This window comes from Mesorhizobium sp. WSM4842, assembly GCF_055901575.1.
In genome coordinates this window covers 3,781,482-3,801,437 of sequence record NZ_CM148372.1, presented here as the reverse complement: position 1 = coordinate 3,801,437, position 19,956 = coordinate 3,781,482, and the positions used below count along the sequence as shown (strand labels likewise).

The following is a 19,956-nucleotide window of genomic DNA, read 5'->3' as shown; positions in this document are numbered from 1 at the left end:
GGGCAGTATGGGAGTAGGGAAAAACTACTTTCTCCCCCTACTGCCGTACTGCCGTACTGCCCTACTCCCCTATTCCCTTACCTTGTGACGAACACCGTCACCAGCGGCTTCTTGCCCCAGGCTTCATTGGCGGCGCCGCGGACGGCGCGGCGCACTGCCTCCTGCACGAGGTCGAGATCTCTTCGGCGCTGACGGGGGATGGAGTCCACGGCGCCGATTGCCGCATCGATCATCAGGTCTTCCAGGCTCTCGCCGCGGGCATCGGCCTCGGCGACGCCGATGGCGACCAGATCGGGATCGCCGGCGAGCTCATACCTGTCGTCGAGCACGACATTGACCGCGACATGGCCGGCAAAGGACAGCTTGCGCCGGTCGCGAATGCCCATCGCCTGGTCGGTGCCGATCAGCCTGCCGTCCTTGTAGATGCGGCCGAACGGCACCTGGTCGATGATCGTCGCCGTACCGGGATAGAGCCGCAGCATGTCGCCGTCGCGGACCTGCGCCACCTGGCCGATGCCGGACACCGACATCAGCGACCCCTGCGCCACCAGATGCGCCGCCTCGCCATGCACCGGCACGCCGATCTGCGGGCGCACCCATTGATACATCTTGCGCAATTCGCTGCGACGCGGATGTCCGGAGACATGCACCAGCGCATCGCCGTCCTCGATGATCTTGATGCCGAGATCGATCAGCCGGTTCTTGATCTCGAGAATCCCCTTCTCGTTGCCGGGGATGGTGCGCGAGGAAAACACCACCGTGTCCCCTGCCGTCAGCGACACCGATTTCATCTCGTCGCGCGACAGTTTTGCCAAGGCCGCAAGCGGCTCGCCCTGGCTGCCGGTGCAGATGATGACGAGGTTTTCGCGCGGGATGAAGCCAAAGTCCTCCTCGGCGATGAATTCGGGCAGCCCGTCCATATAGCCGAGCTCGCCGGCAACATCGATGACGCGCTTCAGCGAGCGGCCGAGCACCAGGCACTGGCGGCCGGCATCGCGTGCCGCCTTGGCAATGGAGACGATACGCCCGACATTGGAGGAAAAAGTGGTGACCGCGACCCGGCCCTTGGCGCTCTGGATGACGCCCTTGAGGCCCTCGCCCACCGCCACTTCCGATGGCGACTCCCCTTCCCGCAGCGCATTTGTGGAATCGCAGATCAGCGCCAGCACGCCGTTGTCGCCATAGGCGCGGAAGCGGGCCTCGTCGGTCATCGGCCCGATCGTCGGCGCCGGATCGATCTTCCAGTCGCCGGTATGGATGACGGTGCCGGCCGGCGAGGTGATCGCCAGCGACATCGGTTCGGGGATCGAATGCGCGACCGGGATGGCCTCGATCTCGAACGGGCCGATGCTGAATTTTTCGCCGGCGCGGTAGATCGTCACCGGGATTTTCGGTGCACCTTGCACGCCCTGCCGCTTGGCTTCCAGCAATCCAGCGCCGAACGGCGTCATCCAGACCGGCGCCTTGAGCTTCGGCCATGTGTCGAGCAGCGCGCCGTAATGGTCCTCATGCGCGTGCGTGATGACGATGCCGCGCAGATTGGCGATGTTCTCCTCGATGAAGCGCGTGTCTGGCAGCACTAGGTCGACGCCGGGCAGGCTGGCATCGGGAAAGGTGACACCGACATCGACGACGATCCATTCGCGCGCATTGGCCGGGCCGTAGCCATAGAGGGCGAAGTTCATGCCGATCTCGCCGACGCCGCCGAGCGGCACGAAGACGAGTTCGGCGTTTTCCGCTGTCGCCATGATCTTTCCTTTCCTGGCCGGTCAAGCCAAGCCCTTCCAAACGGGGCCGGTCAAACCTGACCCGTCAAAACTGGGCCGACGCGACTGCACCGAAATGCACATCGCCGGCGGCGATCGTCAGAACCGAACCCTCATCGTCGCGGATCACGAAACGGCAGTCCTCGTCAATGGTCTCGAACGTGCCGCGCACCACATTACCGTCAATTCTGACAGCAACCTGCCCGCCAAGCCCTGCCGCGCGCGCCAGCCAGCGCCGCCTGACGGCGGAAAGCCCGCGCCCATCATTCCACAGCCGCGCATTCTCGCTCCAGGCATCCGACAGCGCCAGAAACAACGTCTCGGCATCGCAAGCAGCGCCCAGCGCGCTGAGCGACGTCGCCGGATAAGGCAAATCTTTGGGATAAGCCACAACATTGACACCGATGCCCACAGCCACCGCGAAGCGATCGCCTTCGAGTATCGCCGATTCCAGAAGGATGCCGGCAAGCTTGGCGCCGGAGGCGAGCACATCGTTTGGCCATTTCAGCTCGAAACGGTTTCTTCCATCGCTGCCGCCGTCGAGGCCGATTGCGATCCGGCCCTTCGGCACGACGGCGTCGAGCGCATCGGCCAGCGCCAGGCCGGCGACGAAGCCGAGCGTCGCGGCCAAACGAAGTTCGGCATTGGTGACCACCAGCAGCGTCGCCGCCAGATTGCCCTCGGGCGTCGCCCAGACCCGGCCTCGCCGGCCACGCCCGCTTTCCTGTTTTTTTGAAACGACCCAGAGCTTGCCCGGATCCCCCGCCCGCGCATGGTCCAGCGCCAGCGCATTGGTGGAGCCGACCGTGTCATGTGCCTCGAGCCGGAATCCTTCCGAGGCCGCTGTTGGAGCCAGCCGAAATGCCATCCCGTCAGAAAAATGTCTTGGCAGCGGCTTCGGCATAGGTGCCGATCGGCCCGCCGATCAGCACGTAGAACAGCACGAAGGCGCCGCAGACGCCGAGCACGACGCGAAGCTCGGTCGCCATAGGCACGAAGCCGCCGACCGGTTCGTCGAACCACATGATCTTGATGATGCGCAGATAATAATAGGCGCCCACCACCGAGGCCAGCACGCCGATGATCGCCAGCGCGTAGAGGTTGGCGTTAATGGCGGCGAGGAACACGTACCACTTCCCCCAGAAGCCGGCCAGCGGCGGGATGCCGGCCAGCGAGAACATCAGGATGGTGAGGATCGTCGCCATGATCGGATTGGTCGACGACAGGCCGGCGAGATCGCTGATCTGCTCGACATTGCCTTCCTTGCGCCGCATGGCGAGGATGAAGGCGAAGGTGCCGAGCGTCATCACCAGATAGATCAGCATGTAGATAGCGACGCCGCGCACGCCGGCCTGGCTGTTGGCGGCGAGGCCGACCAGCGCGTAGCCCATATGGCCGATGGAGGAATAGGCCATCAGCCGCTTGATATTGGTCTGACCGATAGCCGCGAAGGCGCCGAGCACCATCGAGGCGATCGAGATGAAGACGATGATCTGCTGCCAGTCGGCGGCGATCGGCTTGAACGCGCCCATGGTGACGCGCACGATCAGCGCCATCGCCGCCATCTTCGGCGCCGCGGCGAGAAAGGCCGTCACCGGCGTCGGCGCGCCTTCATAGACGTCGGGCGTCCACATGTGGAACGGCACCGCCGATATCTTGAAGGCGAGACCGGCCAGCACGAAGACCAGGCCGAAGACGAGGCCAAGCTGCCGCTCGCCGCCGCCCAGCGCCGTGGCGATTTCCTGGAACCCGGTGTTGCCGGTGTAGCCGTAGACGAGACTGATGCCGTACAGCAGCATGCCCGACGACAACGCGCCGAGGACAAAATATTTCAAACCCGCCTCGGTCGAGCGCAGATTGTCCCGGTTGATCGCCGCCAGCACGTAGATCGCCAGCGACTGCAATTCGAGGCCGAGATAAAGCCCGATCATGCCGTTGGCCGAGATCATCAGCATCATGCCGAGCGTGCACAGCAGGATCAGCACCGGATATTCGAACTTGTCGAAATGCTCCGCCTTGGCGAAGCGCATCGACATGACCAGCGTCACCGCCGACCCGATCAGCGCCAGCACCTTCATGAAGCGGGCGAAGGGATCCTGGACGAAGGCTTCGCCGTAAGCGTTGCCCTGCCCGGTGGAAAAGATCGTCCAGACGCCGGCAACCACCAGGACGGCGACGGCAAGGCCGCTCACCGTGGTGGTGGTGTTGGCGCGCGAATAGGCGCCGAGCATCAGCAGCGCCAGGGCGCCAGTGGCGAGGATCAGCTCTGGTGTCGACAACGACAGGCTGGAGAGAAGGTCCGGCGTCATGGTTCGCAAAACCTCTCAGTCAGTTAGCCGCCGCGGTCTGCGCGGTGTCGATGGATGCGGTGACATTGGTGACGAGCGCCTTGACCGATTCGGCCGTCGCGTCGAAGACCGGCGCCGGGTAGACGCCGAAGAAGATGACCAGCGCGGCCAGCGGGTAGATGATCACCTTCTCGCGCGCCGACAGGTCGAGCAGGCCTTTCAGGCTGTCCTTGGTCAGCGCGCCGAAGATCACCCGGCGATAGAGCCAGAGCGCATAGGCGGCCGACAGGATGACGCCGGTGGCGGCGAAGAACGCCACCCAGGTGTTGACCCGGAACACGCCGAGCATGGTCAGGAACTCGCCGACGAAGCCGCTGGTGCCGGGCAGGCCGACATTGGCCATGGTGAAGATCATGAACACGGTAGCGTATTTCGGCATGTTGTTGACCAGCCCGCCATAGGCGTCGATGTCGCGCGTGTGCAAGCGGTCGTAGATGACGCCGACGCAGAGGAATAGCGCGCCGGAGACGAGGCCGTGCGACAGCATCTGGAAGATCGCCCCCTGGACGCCTTCCTGGTTCATCGCGAAGATGCCCATGGTGACGAAGCCCATATGGGCGACCGACGAATAGGCGATCAGCTTTTTCATGTCCTCCTGCATCAGCGCCACCAGCGAGGTGTAGATGATGGCGACCACGGACAGCGCGAAGACCAGCGGCGCGAACATCTCCGAGGCGATCGGAAACATCGGCAGCGAAAAGCGCAGGAAGCCGTATCCGCCCATCTTGAGCAGGATGGCGGCCAGGATCACCGACCCGGCGGTCGGCGCCTCGACATGCGCGTCCGGCAGCCAAGTGTGCACCGGCCACATCGGCATCTTCACGGCAAAGGAGGCAAAGAAGGCGAGCCATAGCCAGGTCTGCATGGTGGCCGGGAAGTTGTGCGTCAGAAGCGTCGGAATGTCGGTGGTGCCGGACTGGAAGAACATCGCCATGATGGCGAGCAGCATCAGCACCGAGCCGGCCAGCGTGTAGAGGAAGAACTTGAACGAGGCATAGACGCGCCGCTTGCCGCCCCACACGCCGATGATGATGAACATCGGGATCAGGCCGGCTTCGAAGAAGACATAGAACAAAACGATGTCGAGCGCGCAGAACACGCCGATCATCAGCGTCTCCAGCAGCAGGAAGGCGATCATGTAGGCCTTGACGCGTTGCTCGATCGATTCCCACGAAGCCAGGATGCACAGCGGCATCAGGAAGGTGGTCAGGATGACGAACAGCATGGAGATGCCGTCGACGCCCATATGGTAGGAGATGCCGGAATCCAGCCAGGCAAACTTCTCGACGAACTGGAAGCCAGGCTCCGAATTGTCGAAGCCGGTCCAGATGAACAGCGAGATGATGAAGGTGATGCTCGTCGTCCACAACGCGATGGCGCGGATGTTGCGGCGGGCATTTTCGCTGTCGTCACGCACGAACAGGATGAGCAGCACACCAACCAGCGGCAGGAAGGTGACCAGCGAGAGGATCTTCATCAGAGCATCATCCAGGTGACGAGTGCGGCAACGCCGATCAGCATGGCGAAGGCATAGTGATAGAGGTAGCCGGTCTGCAGCTTGACGACCCGGTTGGTGACGTCGACGACGCGCGCCGAAACGCCGTCCGGACCAAGTCCGTCGATGACGGTGCCGTCACCGGTCTTCCACAGGAAGTGGCCGAGGCGTTTTGCCGGCCGCACGAACAGGAGGTCGTAGAGTTCGTCGAAATACCACTTGTTGAGCAGGAAGGCGTAGAGCCCGCGATGCTGCGCCGCCAAATTCTTCGGCATTTCCGGCGCGCGGATGTAGAATTGCCAGGCAATCGCAAAGCCGATCAGCATGGCGATGAACGGCGCCAGCTTCACCCATAACGGCACTTCGTGGATGTCGTGCAGAATATGGTTTTCCGGCAGCGTGAACAGCGACGCCTTCCAGAACTCGGCATAGCCCTCGCCGATGAAGGCGCCATGGAAGATCAGGCCGGCGAACAGCGAGCCCGCCGCCAGGATGAACAGCGGCACCAGCATGACCGGCGGCGATTCATGGACATGGTGCATCACCTCGTGGCTCGCCCGCGGCTGGCCGTGGAAGGTCATGAAGATCAGCCGCCAGGAATAGAAGCTGGTGAAGCAGGCGGCGACGACCAGCAGCACGAAGGCAAGGCCGGCGACCGGATTGTGCGCGGCAAAGGCGCTTTCGATGATCGCGTCCTTGGAGAAGAAGCCGGCGGTGCCGATGACCGTCACCGGGATACCGACGCCGGTCAGCGCCAGCGTACCGATCACCATCATCCAGTAGGTCTTCGGAATGAGCGTTCTGAGGCCACCCATCCTGCGCATGTCCTGCTCGTCGGAGACGGCGTGGATCACCGAGCCCGAGCCGAGGAACAGCAGCGCCTTGAAGAAGGCATGGGTGAACAGATGGAAGATCGCCGCGCCATAGGCACCGACACCAAGCGCCACGAACATGTAGCCGAGCTGCGAGCAGGTCGAATAGGCGATGACGCGCTTGATGTCGTTCTGGACGAGGCCGACGGTCGCCGCGAAGAAGGCGGTGAAGGCGCCGATGAAGGTGACCACGATTAGCGCCGAATGCGACAGTTCGAACAGCGGCGACAGCCGCGCCAGCATGAACACGCCGGCGGTCACCATGGTGGCGGCATGGATGAGCGCCGAGACCGGCGTCGGGCCTTCCATAGCGTCCGGCAGCCAAGTGTGCAGCGGCACCTGTGCCGACTTGCCCATAGCGCCCATGAACAACAGCAGGCAGACGACGGTCATCGCAGCCTGCTTGTCGAGCGCATAGCCGAGGAAGGTCAGCACGGCTGCGCCCTCGGGGGCGCCTTCGGCCGGAATGAACGTCGCCGCATTGGCAAAGATGGTGCCGAGATTGACCGAGCCGAACAGCACGAACACGCCAAAGATGCCGAGCGCGAAGCCGAAATCGCCGACACGGTTGACGACGAAGGCCTTGATCGCGGCGGCATTGGCCGATGGCTTCTTGTACCAGAAGCCGATCAAGAGATAGGAGGCGAGGCCGACGCCTTCCCAGCCGAAGTACATCTGCACGAGGTTGTCGGCCGTCACCAGCATCAGCATGGCAAAGGTGAACAGCGACAGATAGGCGAAGAAGCGCGGCCGGTTCGGGTCGTGATGCATGTAGCCGATCGAGTAGATGTGAACCAGCGCCGACACCGTGTTGACGACGACCAGCATAACCACCGTCAGCGTGTCGATGCGCAGTGCCCAGGCGGCCTCTAGCCCGCCCGACTGGATCCAGCGCAGCACCGGCACGGTGAACACTTCGCCCTCGCCGAAGCCGACCGAGAATAAGGCGACCCACGACAGCACGGCTGATATCACCAGCAAGCCGGAGGTGAGGTATTCGGACGCCTTGGCGCCAAGCGACGTGCCGAACAGGCCGACGATCAGGAAGCCGAGCAGAGGAAGGAAGACGATGGCCTGATACATGGTGGTTTCCGTCAACCCTTCATCATGTTCACGTCTTCGACCGCGATCGAACCGCGGTTGCGGAAGAAGACGACGAGAATGGCGAGGCCGATCGCAGCTTCAGCCGCTGCGACCGTCAGCACGAACATCGCAAACACCTGTCCGACGAGATCACCGAGTGCTGCCGAGAAGGCGACGAAATTGATGTTGACCGCGAGCAGGATCAGCTCGATCGACATCAGGATGACGATGATGTTCCTGCGGTTGAGAAAAATGCCGAACACGCCGAGCGTGAATAGGATCGCCGATACGGTCAGAAAATGTGCGATGCCGACGACCATGGCCAAATCAAACCTTTCCCGGCGTTTGTTGAATGATTGAACGCGCAGATACGATGGCGTCCAACAGACTGTTTATTGCAGAAGCCTCGAAGGTGACTGTTGCATCATTCCGACCTGGTGCCTGCACGTAGGAAAAGTCCTGGCTCCTGATGTTAAGCGTCAATTTCCCATCGCGATTCCAGACAAATACCGACGCCTTTTTGGCGGAAGCAACTGACTTGGAGTAAATCTCCTCCCCCCAGTATTTTTTCTTCAAACGGTCGAACATTGTCAGATTCCTTCGCCCGTCTTGACCTTGCGGATTTCCATTCCCGTTGCCGGCGTGCGGCCGACCTGGGCTGATATCGACTGCCGCTTGACGCCCGGCTTGTGGCGCAGCGTCAGCACGATGGCTCCGATCATGGCGACCAGCAGCACAAGGCCTGCGATCTGGAAATAGTAGAGGTAGTCCGTATAGAGGATGTCGCCGAGCGCTGCCGTGTTCGAGCGCGCGGCAAGGTCCGGAATGGGTTTCGAAACCGTCGCGGCCAGTTGCGGCGCGAACGTATAGCCGCCGAGCACGACGATCAGCTCAGCCGCCAGGATCAGCCCGACCAGCGCGCCGATCGGCGCGTATTGCAAGGCGCCTTCCTTCATTTCGGCGAAATCGACGTCCAGCATCATGACGACGAACAGGAACAGCACCATAACCGCGCCGACATAGACGACGAGCAGGATCATCGCCAGGAACTCAGCGCCGGTCAGCATGAACAGGCCCGCGGCATTGAAGAAGGTCAGGATCAGGAACAGCACCGAATGCACGGGATTGCGCGCCGAAATGACCATGAACGCCGACGCCACCGCGACAAAGGCGAAGAGGTAGAAAAAGGCCGCCTCTAGTCCGTTCAGCATGGGTTCCCCCGGGGTTCCTGTCCGAACAGGACGTTCGTCCTGTTCGATTTTTGCCACCGCCTCCGGTCGGCAAGTTGCGTGTTCCTATCGCATGTTTCGATCGGGTTCAAAGACCCGATCGAAAAGAAACATGCGACACTTTCAATTCCGGAGGATGATCTTGTCCGAAAAGTCTGCAACTTTTCGGGATCATCCTCTGAACGAGGCCCTTCGCCTCGTCCATGCGTCAAATGTCAGCGGTACGGCGCATCCAGCGAGATGTTGCGCGCCAGTTCGCGCTCCCAGCGGTCGCCATTGGCCAGCAGCTTGTCCTTGTCGTAATACAGTTCCTCGCGCGTCTCGGTCGCGAATTCGAAATTCGGCCCCTCGACGATGGCGTCGACCGGGCAGGCCTCCTGGCAGAAGCCGCAATAGATGCACTTCACCATATCAATATCGTAGCGCACCGTGCGGCGGGTGCCGTCGTTGCGGCGCGGGCCGGCCTCGATTGTGATCGCCTGCGCCGGGCAGATCGCCTCGCACAGTTTGCAGGCGATGCAGCGTTCCTCGCCGTTCGGATAGCGGCGCAGTGCATGCTCGCCGCGAAAGCGCGGGCTGGTCGGCCCCTTCTCGTGCGGATAGTTGATCGTCTCCTTCGGCGCGAAGAACTGGCGCATCGACAGGAAGAAGGCGCTGGCGAAATCCTGCAGGAGCAGCGACTTTGCGGCTTGGGCTAGAGCAGACATCACGCAAACCCTGTGATCTTGAGGAACGCGGCGACAATCACCACCATCGCCAGCGAGATCGGCAGGAAGACCTTCCAGCCGAGCCGCATCAGCTGGTCGTAGCGGTAGCGCGGCACGAAGGCCTTCACCATCGAGATCATGAAGAACACCAGGCAGACCTTGAGGACGAACCAGATCAGGCCCGGCACCCAGGTGAAGGGAGCGAAGTCGAAGGGCGGCAGCCAGCCGCCGAGGAACAGGATGGTGGCCAGCGCGCACATCAGCACGATGGCGACATATTCGCCGAGGAAGAACAGCAGGAACGGCGTCGACGAATATTCGACCATATGGCCGGCGACGAGTTCCGATTCGGCTTCCACAAGGTCAAAAGGCGGGCGGTTCGTCTCGGCCAGCGCCGAGATGAAGAAGATGACGAACATCGGGAACAGCGACAGCCAATGCCAGTCGAGGAAGGTGTTGGGCAGGCCGATCCGTGTGCCCAGCCCGTCCTGCTGCGACAGCACGATATCGGACAGGTTGAGCGAGCCGACGCAAAGCAGCACGGTGACGATGACGAAACCGATCGAGACTTCGTAGGATACCATCTGCGCCGCCGAGCGCAGCGCGCCGAGGAACGGGTATTTCGAGTTGGACGCCCAGCCGCCCATGATCACGCCATAGACCTCGAGCGAGGAGATGGCGAAGACATAGAGGATGCCGACATTGACGTTGGCGATCGCCCAGCCCTCATCGACCGGGATCACCGCCCAGGCCGAGATCGCCAGAACCGCCGACACCAGCGGCGCCAGGAGAAAAACGCCCTTGTTGGCGCCGGATGGGATCACTGGTTCCTTGAACACAAACTTCAGAAGGTCGGCGAAAGCCTGCAGCGTGCCCCATGGGCCGACGACGTTCGGACCGCGGCGCAACTGCACCGCCGCCCAGATCTTGCGGTCCGCGTACAGGATGTAGGCGACGAAGATCAACAGCACGACGATCAGCACGACCGACTTCAGCAGGATGGCCAGCGCCGGCAGCACGTAGAAGGAGAAGAAGGTGTCCATGCTTATTCCGCCGCCTGCCTGAAGCCGTTTTTCGCCAGCGCCGAGCATTCCGCCATCACAGCGGAAGCCCGCGCGATCGGGTTGGTCAGGTAGAAATCCTTGACCGGCGAGGTGAAGTTGCCCTTGTTCAGCCGCCCGCCGAGCTTCGCCACCCTGGCGATATCGTCAGCGTTGCCGGCCGCGACCTGGTCGATGCGGGCGAGATGCGGGTATTCGCCATAGAGTTTTGCGCGAAGCTGCGGCAGTGAATCGAACGACAGCTTCTTGCCCAGCACATCCGACAGCGCCCGCAGGATCGCCCAGTCCTCGCGCGCATCGCCCGGCGCGAAGCCGGCACGGTTGGTCTGCTGCACGCGGCCCTCGGTGTTGACGTAGGTGCCCGACTTTTCGGTATAGGCGGCGCCCGGCAGGATGACGTCGGCGCGGTGCGCGCCGTGGTCGCCATGCGTGCCGATATAGACGACGAAGGCGCCGCCGGTCTTGGCCATGGCGATCTCGTCGGCGCCGAGCAGGAACAGCACGTCCATGTCGCCCAGCATGCCGGCGACGTTCTTGCCGCCCTCGCCCGGCACGAAGCCGACATCAAGACCGCCGACACGCCCCGCCGCAGTGTGCAGCACGGCAAAGCCGTTCCAGTCGGCTCTCGCGGCATTGACGGCCAGGCTAAGCTTCGCCGCCTGGCCGAGCACGGCCGCGCCGTCGGAGCGCGACAGCGCGCCCTGACCGACGATAACAAGCGGATGCGTCGCCTTCTTCAGCACCTGGAAGAATTTGCCATTGCCGTCGGCCAGATCCTTCAGCGATTCCGTTCCGGCGCCGAGTTGTTCATAGTCGTAGCGCGTATCGCCGACATCGCCGATGACGCCGACCGGCAGGTTGCCGACCCGCCAGCGCTTGCGGATGCGGGCGTTGAGCAAGGACGCCTCGAAGCGCGGATTGGCGCCGATGATCAGCACCGCGTCCGCCTGCTCGATGCCCTCGATGGTGGGGTTGAAGATATAGCTTGCCCGGCCGAGCGACGGATCGAGCGCGGCACCATCCTGGCGGCAGTCGGTGTTCTTCGAGCCGAGCGACGCCATCAGCAGCTTCAGCGCATAGATCTCCTCGACGGCGGTAAGATCGCCTGATATGGCGCCGATCTTGTCGGGTGCGGTACTCGACACCGCTTCCTTGATCGCGGAGAAAGCCTCGGCCCAGCTTGCCGGGGCCAGCTTGCCGTTCTTGCGTACGTATGGCCGGTCGAGGCGCTGGGTGCGCAAGCCGTCCCAGATGAAGCGGGTCTTGTCGGAAATCCACTCCTCGTTCACCGCCTCGTTGGTACGCGGCAGGATGCGCATTACCTCGCGGCCTCTGGAATCGACGCGGATCGCCGAGCCGACGGCGTCCATCACGTCGATGGATTCGGTCTTGGTCAGTTCCCACGGCCGCGCCTGGAAGGCGTATGGTTTGGAGGTCAGCGCACCGACCGGGCAAAGGTCGATGACGTTACCCTGCAGTTCCGAGGTCATCGCGCTTTCGAGATAGGTGGTGATCTCGGCGTCCTCGCCGCGGCCGATCAGGCCGAGCTCTGAAATGCCGGCGATTTCGGTGGTGAAGCGGACGCAGCGCGTGCAATGGATGCAGCGGTTCATGATCGTCTTGACCAGCGGCCCGATATATTTGTCTTCGACCGCCCGCTTGTTCTCGTGATAGCGCGAGGAATCGACGCCGAACGCCATCGCCTGGTCCTGCAGGTCGCACTCGCCGCCCTGGTCGCAGATCGGGCAATCCAGCGGATGGTTGATCAGCAGGAATTCCATCACGCCTTCCCTGGCCTTCTTGACCATCGGCGTGTTGGTGAAAATTTCCGGCGTTTCGCCATTCGGTCCCGGGCGCAGATCGCGCACGCCCATGGCACAGGATGCCTGCGGCTTGGGCGGCCCGCCCTTCACCTCGATCAGGCACATGCGGCAATTGCCGGCGATCGACAGCCGCTCATGGAAGCAGAAGCGCGGCACTTCCGCGCCGGCGTCCTCGGCTGCCTGCAGCAGCGTGTAGTGATCGGGTACAGTAATCTCTTTCCCGTCGACCTTGAGCTTTGCCATGTCGTCTCAAACCCCTGCGGACATTCCGCAATCTTTCTTTCCGGGCGCAACCGAAACCGCGCCCGGCATTGAATTCAATGTTTGGCCGCGGCCAGCACCGCCGCCTGGCCAAGCCAGTCGTCGCGGCCGACGCGGCCCTTGAACGACAGATAATCGTCGACCCAGGCGATCTCTTCCGGCGTCCATGCCGCGATCTGGCCGTATGTCCAGATGCCCAAGCCGTTCAGCACCTCTTCCAGCTTCGGGCCGATGCCCGATATCGCCTTGAGGTCGGCCGGATTTTCCGGACGATCCATAGCCTTGGGCCGCTTGAAATCCTCGGGCATCAACCGGGCCGGAGCGGCGGCCGCATCCACATCCGTTACGTTTCGTGCACCATCCATGCTGTTCGCCGCTATGTCATTCACGTTCTTGGCGAAGGACTGCGCCTCGGCGATCAGGGTTTTCGTCGCCGCCCGCGCCTTGGTCGAGGAGCTTGTCCCTGCCGCCGAAAAGCGTTCGACCCTGGCATCGAAATCGTCGACCACCGGCTGGAACATGCGCTGCGAGGCCTCGGCGGCGCCCGAGAGCACGCCCATCCATACCCCGAAGGCATGATTGGCAAGCCCGATGCCGAGCGCCGACATCGCTGCCGCACCCGCGACAGGGTGCGCCAGGAGATTGACGGCGCTGGCCATCTCCTTCGGCATCATCCTGGTCAGGTCCTGGTTCATTTTTTCGAACGGGTCCAAATCTGGCATCAAATGATTGAGTCTCGAATTCAGCGACATAGGTGGTCTCTCCTGGTCGTTTCTTCCGTATACCCCGGCCTATTCCATCAAATCGGGCATGCGCCCGCATTCCAATCGGGCATTCGCCCGTATTTCGAATTCGTCTCTATTCCGCCGCCACCATCACCGGCTCTGCGCGGTGCGCGTTGCGCGAAAACTCGTCGATACGTCGCTCGACCTCGCCACGGAAATGCCGCATCAGGCCCTGGATCGGCCACGCCGCCGCATCGCCCAGCGCGCAGATCGTGTGGCCTTCGACCTGTTTGGTGACGTCGAGCAGCATGTCGATCTCACGCTTCTGCGCCTCGCCGCGCACCAGCCGCTCCATCACCCGCCACATCCAGCCGGTGCCTTCGCGGCACGGCGTGCACTGGCCGCAGCTCTCGTGCTTGTAGAAGTAGGAAAGCCGGGCAATCGCCTTCACGATGTCGGTCGATTTGTCCATGACGATGACAGCCGCCGTGCCGAGGCCCGATTTCAGGTCGCGCAGCGCATCGAAATCCATCGGCGCGTCGATGATCTGCTCCGCCGGCACCAGCGGCACCGAGGCGCCGCCCGGAATGACCGCCAGCAGATTGTCCCAGCCGCCGCGAATGCCGCCGCAATGCGTCTCGATCAGCTCGCGGAAGGGGATCGACATCGCTTCTTCGACGGTGCACGGATTGTTGACGTGGCCGGAGATGCAGAACAGCTTGGTGCCGACATTGTTGGGCCGGCCGATGGACGAGAACCAGGCAGCGCCGCGGCGCAAAATGGTCGGCGCCACGGCGATCGACTCGACATTGTTGACCGTCGTCGGGCAGCCATACAGGCCGACATTGGCCGGAAATGGCGGCTTCAGCCGCGGCTGGCCCTTCTTGCCTTCGAGGCTTTCGAGCAGCGCCGTTTCCTCGCCGCAGATATAGGCGCCGGCGCCATGGTGCACGTAGATGTCGAAATCGTAGCCGGACGTGTTGTTCTTGCCGATCAGCTTGGCCTCATAGGCCTCGTCGATGGCGCGCTGCAGCGCCTCGCGCTCGCGGATGAACTCGCCGCGCACATAGATGTAGGCGGCGATCGCGCCCATGGCGAAGCCGGCAATCAGGCAGCCCTCGACCAGCGTATGCGGATCGTGGCGCAATATGTCGCGGTCTTTGCAGGTGCCGGGCTCGGATTCGTCGGCGTTGACGACGAGATAGCTCGGCCGGCCGTCGCTCTGCTTGGGCATGAACGACCATTTCAGCCCGGTCGGAAAGCCGGCGCCGCCGCGGCCGCGCAAGCCTGAGGCTTTCATCTCGTTGACGATCCAGTCGCGCCCCTTGGCGATGATGCCGGGCGTGTTGTCCCAGGCACCGCGCGCCATCGCACCGGCCAACGACTTGTCGAAGCGGCCGTAGATGTTGTTGAAGATGCGGTCTCTGTCCTGAAGCATTGTTCGTCCCTCAGACCGGTTTCTTGCCAAAGACGCGGATATATTCGGCGACCCCGCCCTTGGCCAGCGCCTTGGCCTGCTTGACCCAGTCATCGCGCTCGATGCGGCCGTGGAAGCTGAGGTAGCCATCGACCCACTCGCGCTCGGCCTTCTTCCAGGACGCGACTTGCGCATAAGTGAAAATGCCAAGCGAATGCAGGACGCCTTCGGTTCTCGGGCCGACCCCCGAGATCAGCTTGAGATCGTCGACCAGTGCCGGCCTTGCGATGCCGGCCGGACGGTTCTTGTCCTCGAGCGAAGGCTTGGCATTGGTCGTCTTCGCGGCGGCCGTCTTACCGGCAGCGCCGAGCTGCGTGCCCTTGGCTTCCGGCGCCTTGAAAGCAGCCGCTGGCTCAGCCTTGACTATCGGACCGCTGCGCTGTTTCAAAACCTTTTCGACTTCCGGCGCGGCCTTGTTGGCATTGGCGGCCGAATGCCGCGGTGCTCTGACGCTCGCCGCCTTTTCCGTCTCTGGTGCGACCTTTGCCGGAGAAGGCGTCTCCAGCGCCGGGCTGGTTTCGGGCGCATCGGTCTTCGGCTTGCTGGCTTTCGACGGCGCAACGGGGGCAGCCGGTGCCTGTACGGCCGGAGCGGCTGGCGTCGCGACAATTGCCGCTGGTGCTGCCTCCCTGGCGGCCTTGGCGGCTGCCTTGGCTTCCCTGTCGCGGGTCGTCTTCAGGATCGCCTTTTCGCTCTTCAGTGTCGTCAGGCCGGTGATCGGCTCGGAGGTGATGCGGCCGTTCTGCGGCCCCGGCTTCACCGAGGCGCCCTTGCCGGCGTCATAGAGATCGATGATCTCGGCAAGCCGCTCCGGGGTCAAATCCTCGAACGTGTCCTTGAAAATCATCACCATCGGCGCGTTGACGCAGGCGCCAAGGCATTCGACCTCCTCCCACGACAGCGTGCCCTTGTCGTTGGTGTGGAACTGGTCGTGATGGATCTTCGAGCGGCATACATCCATCAGCGCTTCCGAGCCGCGCAGCATGCAGGGCGTGGTGCCGCAGACCTGGATATGCGCGCGGGTGCCGACCGGATTGAGCTGGTACTGCGTGTAGAAGGTCGCGACTTCGAGTCCACGGATATAGGGCATGCCGAGCATGTCGGAGATCGTCTCGATCGCCGCCTTGGTCACCCAGCCTTCCTGCTCCTGCGCCAGCATCAGCAAGGGGATGATCGCCGACTGCTCGCGGCCCTTCGGATATTTCTTGATCCATTGCTTCGCCGCTGCCGCATTCGCCCGGTTGAAGGCGAAGGCGGCTGGCTGGAGGCTGGCTTCTGCGAGACGGCGGACTGACATCTAGCGATCGACCTCACCAAACACGTATAGGTTCGTCATCTTGCTGCAGCCTCCTTACAAAGTTTCGCCGTACCGTCGAAACAGTGGAAAGTCGGCGAATTTGTCATGACAGGCGGGCAAACGCCGGACTTGCCAGTCAATCGAGCGACTAGCCGCACGAGCCCTGCTTTGCCGGAAGCGGCTGCTGATACTTCCGCCTTAGAGAAACTCGCGCCATCCGGCGCTGCGACGCTACACTCGCACGTATCTCTCTTGAAATAGAAAGCATCGACATCGGCAGATTCAGCTGTCGCACTTTCTTGCATGCCAAGCGTGACGTAGCTCCGCTTGAAGTGCTGCTTCACGAGATCGGAAGCATCGATAGACGCCCCGCACTCGAATGCATATGCAGGGTGCCATGCGACAGCAGTGAAGATTAACATTGGGCTCAGAAGGCGAATCACCGATCGACCTCCCCGAACACGATGTCGAGGGAGCCGAGAACGGCGGTGACGTCGGCCAGCATGTGGCCGCGGCACAAAAAGTCCATGGCCTGCAGATGCGCGAAGCCCGGCGCCCGCAGCTTGCAGCGATAGGGTTTGTTGGTGCCGTCCGAGACCAGGTAGACGCCGAACTCGCCCTTCGGCGCTTCAACCGCCGCATAGACCTCGCCGGCCGGCACGCGGTAGCCCTCAGTGTAGAGCTTGAAGTGATGGATCAGCGCTTCCATCGAGCGCTTCATCGCCGCGCGCTTTGGCGGCACCACCTTGCCGTCGAGGTTTGACACCGGCCCCGTGCCTTCCTTGCCGAGCAGCAGGTCGACGCACTGGCGCATGATTTTCGCCGACTGGCGCATCTCTTCCATGCGCACGAGGTAACGGTCGAAGCAGTCGCCGTTCTTGCCGATTGGAATGTCGAAATCCATCTCGGCATAGCATTCGTAAGGCTGCGACTTGCGCAGATCCCAGGCGACGCCGGAGCCGCGCACCATGACGCCCGAAAAGCCCCAGGCCCAGGCGTCGGCCAGCGAGACGATGCCGATATCGACATTGCGCTGCTTGAAGATGCGGTTGCCGGTCAGCAGTGCGTCGAGGTCGTCGAGCGATTTCAGGAACGGATCGATCCAGTTGCCGATATCCTCGACCAGCTGCTGCGGCAGGTCCTGGTGGACGCCGCCGGGCCGAAAATAGGCTGCATGCATGCGCGAGCCACTGGCCCGCTCATAGAATACCATGAGTTTTTCGCGCTCGACGAAGCCCCACAGCGGCGGCGTCAGTGCGCCGACATCCATCGCCTGCGTCGTCACATTGAGGATGTGCGACATGATGCGGCCGATCTCGCAATAGAGCACGCGGATCAGCTGGCCGCGCTTCGGCACCTCGATACCGAGCAGCCGCTCTGCGGCCAGCGCAAAGGCATGCTCCTGGTTCATCGGCGCGCAATAGTCGAGCCGGTCGAGATAGGGCACGGCCTGCAGATAGGTTTTGGCTTCGATCAGCTTTTCAGTGCCGCGATGCAACAGTCCGATATGCGGATCGACGCGATCGACGACTTCGCCGTCCAACTCAAGAACCAGCCTCAAAACACCATGCGCTGCAGGGTGTTGAGGTCCAAAGTTGATGTTAAAATTACGGACGGAGGTTTCAGCCATTCTGGCGTCTCAATTCGTCTTGGCTTTCTCGTCGCCCGGCAGAACGTAGTCCGTCCCTTCCCATGGCGAGAGAAAATCGAAATTGCGGAATTCCTGCTTGAGCTCGACCGGCTCGTAGATGACCCGCTTGGCCTCGTCGTCGTAGCGCACCTCGACGAAACCGGTCAGCGGGAAATCCTTGCGCAGCGGATGACCCTCGAAGCCGTAATCGGTCAGAATCCGCCTGAGATCGGGATGACCCGAAAACAGCACGCCATAGAGATCGTAGGTTTCGCGTTCGAACCAGTCGGCGCCCGGAAACACACTGGTGATCGATGGCACCACAGTCTCTTCGTCCGCCTGCACCTTGAGCCGGATGCGAACATTCTGCTTCGGCGACAGCAGGTGATAGACAACGTCGAATCGCTTGGCCCGCGATGGATAATCGGCGCCGCAGACGTCGATGATCGAGATGAACTGGCATTTTGGATCGTCGCGCAGGAAGCTCACCACCTCGATCAGATCCTGCGGCTCAACCGAGATGGTGAGTTCGCCATATGCAAGCACCGCATCGCCGACCCGGCCGCTCAGCTTCTCGCCAAGATAGATCGAGAGTTCATTCAACGATAGGCTCATGACAACCTCGCAAACCAATCTAGGACCTTATGCGAGTCTTCCGCATCTTTCTCACCAAACCAACCGCTCTCCCTAGCGGCGTCAATGGTCAAAAAAACCTGACATTCATTGTCGTCACCCGGCTCGCCAAAGAACAGCTTTCCGACAAACTGCCGGGTTTCCAGATTTGCGGGGTCCCCGTTTAGGGCAACGCACTCCACAAACAACTTTTCGGTAGCTGCCCCCTGGCCTGACGAAGTAGAGGAAAGCCTGGCCGACATTTCTGCAATCAGGTTCTTAGTTGGATCGCCAAGCGAACGCAGTTTCACGTCGCCATGATAAAAGACTATTCGAGGCTCGTCTGTCGGCTCGGCTTCCCAATCATTCAATAGGATGTCGATGCCAACACCAGCAGCACCAAATTTCGTGTCTATTGAAAGCGCCGAAGAATAAAACCTCGAACCAGAGTCAGTCTCCCCAAATCGCTGGTCAAGCGCTTTGAACATCAAACCCAGCCAAGGCTCGGGGTTGCCATAAATAATCTGAGCTCCATCCATTGTGATTTACCGCTCGATCGTGCCGGTGCGGCGGATCTTCTTTTGCAGCAGAAGGATACCGTAGAGCAGCGCTTCCGCACTCGGCGGACAGCCGGGCACATAGATGTCGACCGGCACGACGCGATCGCAGCCGCGCACCACCGAATAGGAATAGTGGTAATAGCCGCCGCCATTGGCGCAGGAGCCCATCGAGATGACGTAGCGCGGCTCCGGCATCTGGTCGTAGACCTTGCGCAGCGCCGGCGCCATCTTGTTGGTCAGCGTGCCGGCGACGATCATGATGTCCGACTGGCGCGGCGACGCGCGCGGCGCAACGCCGAACCTCTCCGAGTCGTAGCGCGGCATCGAGGTGTGGATCATCTCGACCGCGCAGCAGGCAAGACCGAAGGTCATGAACATCAGCGAGCCGCTGCGCGCCCAGGTGATCAGCGCCTCGGTCGAGGTGACGAGAAAGCCCTTGTCGGCCAGCTCGTTGTTGATCTCGAGGAAGAAAGGATCATTCGCCCCCACTGGCTTTCCGGTGCTGGGGTCGAGAATGCCTTTTGGCTTCGGCGCGACGAGCGTGCCGGAATTGTCGCTCAATCCCATTCCAGCGCTCCTTTCTTCCATTCATAGGCAAAGCCGATGGTCAGCACCGCCAAAAACACCATCATCGACCAGAAACCGAGCATGCCGATCTGGCTGAAAGACACCGCCCACGGAAACAGGAAGGCCACTTCCAGATCGAAGATGATGAACAGGATCGACACCAGGTAGAAGCGGATGTCGAACTTCATGCGGGCGTCATCGAACGAGTTGAAGCCGCACTCATAGGCGGAAAGCTTTTCCGGATCTGGGTTGCGGTAGGCCACCAGGAAGGGTGCGGCAAGCAGCGCCAGGCCGACGACCAGCGCCACGCCGATGAACAGGACGATGGGCAGGTACGAACTCAACAATGCGTTCATGCTGCAGCTTTCCGTTGGCGGCCAATCCACTCTGATTACAGCACCGGACCCACTTGCGGAAGCGTGACAGTTTAACCACTGAACCGT

At 62.1% G+C, this 19,956-nt stretch carries 19 protein-coding genes; all 19 read right to left on the bottom strand.

Annotation, left to right across the window (positions count from 1 at the left end):
* Positions 1–77: 77 nt before the first annotated feature.
* Entirely contained in the window at positions 78–1,748 is a 1,671-nt protein-coding gene (locus tag AC0NIE_RS18375; protein ID WP_473485357.1) for a ribonuclease J, read from the bottom strand.
* Positions 1,749–1,812: 64 nt separating this feature from the next.
* Positions 1,813–2,634: a biotin--[acetyl-CoA-carboxylase] ligase gene (locus AC0NIE_RS18370; protein ID WP_292184694.1), complete on the bottom strand. Its 822-nt coding sequence runs from the start codon at positions 2,632–2,634 to the stop codon at positions 1,813–1,815.
* A 4-nt stretch (positions 2,635–2,638) separates the two neighbouring features.
* Complete coding sequence (nuoN, locus tag AC0NIE_RS18365; RefSeq protein ID WP_473485356.1) at positions 2,639–4,075, bottom strand: NADH-quinone oxidoreductase subunit NuoN; 1,437 nt, start codon at positions 4,073–4,075, stop codon at positions 2,639–2,641.
* Between the two features lie 19 nt (positions 4,076–4,094).
* Positions 4,095–5,591: an NADH-quinone oxidoreductase subunit M gene (locus AC0NIE_RS18360; protein WP_473485355.1), complete on the bottom strand. Its 1,497-nt coding sequence runs from the start codon at positions 5,589–5,591 to the stop codon at positions 4,095–4,097.
* Complete coding sequence (gene nuoL / locus AC0NIE_RS18355) at positions 5,591–7,564, bottom strand: NADH-quinone oxidoreductase subunit L (RefSeq protein ID WP_473485354.1); 1,974 nt, start codon at positions 7,562–7,564, stop codon at positions 5,591–5,593. Before nuoL ends, AC0NIE_RS18360 begins: the two co-directional genes overlap by 1 nt.
* 11 nt (positions 7,565–7,575) lie before the next feature.
* A complete protein-coding gene (nuoK, locus tag AC0NIE_RS18350; protein ID WP_473485396.1) occupies positions 7,576–7,884 on the bottom strand; it encodes an NADH-quinone oxidoreductase subunit NuoK in 309 nt (102 codons plus the stop codon).
* Between the two features lie 7 nt (positions 7,885–7,891).
* Positions 7,892–8,152, bottom strand: coding sequence for a hypothetical protein (locus AC0NIE_RS18345; RefSeq protein ID WP_123151865.1), 261 nt, complete (start codon positions 8,150–8,152; stop codon positions 7,892–7,894).
* Between the two features lie 2 nt (positions 8,153–8,154).
* Entirely contained in the window at positions 8,155–8,775 is a 621-nt protein-coding gene (locus tag AC0NIE_RS18340; protein WP_473485353.1) for an NADH-quinone oxidoreductase subunit J, read from the bottom strand.
* A 233-nt stretch (positions 8,776–9,008) separates the two neighbouring features.
* Positions 9,009–9,500: an NADH-quinone oxidoreductase subunit NuoI gene (gene nuoI, locus AC0NIE_RS18335; protein ID WP_473485352.1), complete on the bottom strand. Its 492-nt coding sequence runs from the start codon at positions 9,498–9,500 to the stop codon at positions 9,009–9,011.
* Positions 9,500–10,543 carry an NADH-quinone oxidoreductase subunit NuoH gene (gene nuoH / locus AC0NIE_RS18330; RefSeq protein ID WP_473485351.1) on the bottom strand — a complete coding sequence of 348 codons (1,044 nt, stop codon included), beginning with the start codon at positions 10,541–10,543 and terminating at the stop codon, positions 9,500–9,502. Before nuoH ends, nuoI begins: the two co-directional genes overlap by 1 nt.
* A 2-nt stretch (positions 10,544–10,545) precedes the next feature.
* Positions 10,546–12,627, bottom strand: coding sequence for an NADH-quinone oxidoreductase subunit NuoG (nuoG, locus tag AC0NIE_RS18325; RefSeq protein ID WP_473485350.1), 2,082 nt, complete (start codon positions 12,625–12,627; stop codon positions 10,546–10,548).
* 74 nt (positions 12,628–12,701) lie between these two features.
* Entirely contained in the window at positions 12,702–13,397 is a 696-nt protein-coding gene (locus tag AC0NIE_RS18320) for an NADH-ubiquinone dehydrogenase (protein WP_473485349.1), read from the bottom strand.
* Between the two features lie 106 nt (positions 13,398–13,503).
* Positions 13,504–14,808: an NADH-quinone oxidoreductase subunit NuoF gene (gene nuoF, locus AC0NIE_RS18315; protein ID WP_473485348.1), complete on the bottom strand. Its 1,305-nt coding sequence runs from the start codon at positions 14,806–14,808 to the stop codon at positions 13,504–13,506.
* Between the two features lie 10 nt (positions 14,809–14,818).
* Positions 14,819–16,144, bottom strand: a complete 1,326-nt coding sequence (locus AC0NIE_RS18310; protein ID WP_473485347.1) for an NADH-quinone oxidoreductase subunit E — start codon at positions 16,142–16,144, stop codon at positions 14,819–14,821.
* 439 nt (positions 16,145–16,583) lie between these two features.
* Positions 16,584–17,774: an NADH-quinone oxidoreductase subunit D gene (locus AC0NIE_RS18305; protein ID WP_473485346.1), complete on the bottom strand. Its 1,191-nt coding sequence runs from the start codon at positions 17,772–17,774 to the stop codon at positions 16,584–16,586.
* Positions 17,775–17,783: 9 nt separating this feature from the next.
* A complete protein-coding gene (locus tag AC0NIE_RS18300; protein ID WP_473485345.1) occupies positions 17,784–18,389 on the bottom strand; it encodes an NADH-quinone oxidoreductase subunit C in 606 nt (201 codons plus the stop codon).
* On the bottom strand, positions 18,386–18,925 hold the full coding sequence (locus AC0NIE_RS18295) for a hypothetical protein (RefSeq protein ID WP_473485344.1): 540 nt from the start codon (positions 18,923–18,925) through the stop codon (positions 18,386–18,388). Before AC0NIE_RS18295 ends, AC0NIE_RS18300 begins: the two co-directional genes overlap by 4 nt.
* Positions 18,926–18,931: 6 nt before the next feature.
* Positions 18,932–19,513, bottom strand: coding sequence for a NuoB/complex I 20 kDa subunit family protein (locus AC0NIE_RS18290; RefSeq protein ID WP_027156092.1), 582 nt, complete (start codon positions 19,511–19,513; stop codon positions 18,932–18,934).
* Positions 19,504–19,869, bottom strand: a complete 366-nt coding sequence (locus AC0NIE_RS18285; protein ID WP_023798850.1) for an NADH-quinone oxidoreductase subunit A — start codon at positions 19,867–19,869, stop codon at positions 19,504–19,506. The genes AC0NIE_RS18290 and AC0NIE_RS18285 overlap by 10 nt, the downstream gene beginning before the upstream one ends.
* Positions 19,870–19,956: the final 87 nt, after the last annotated feature.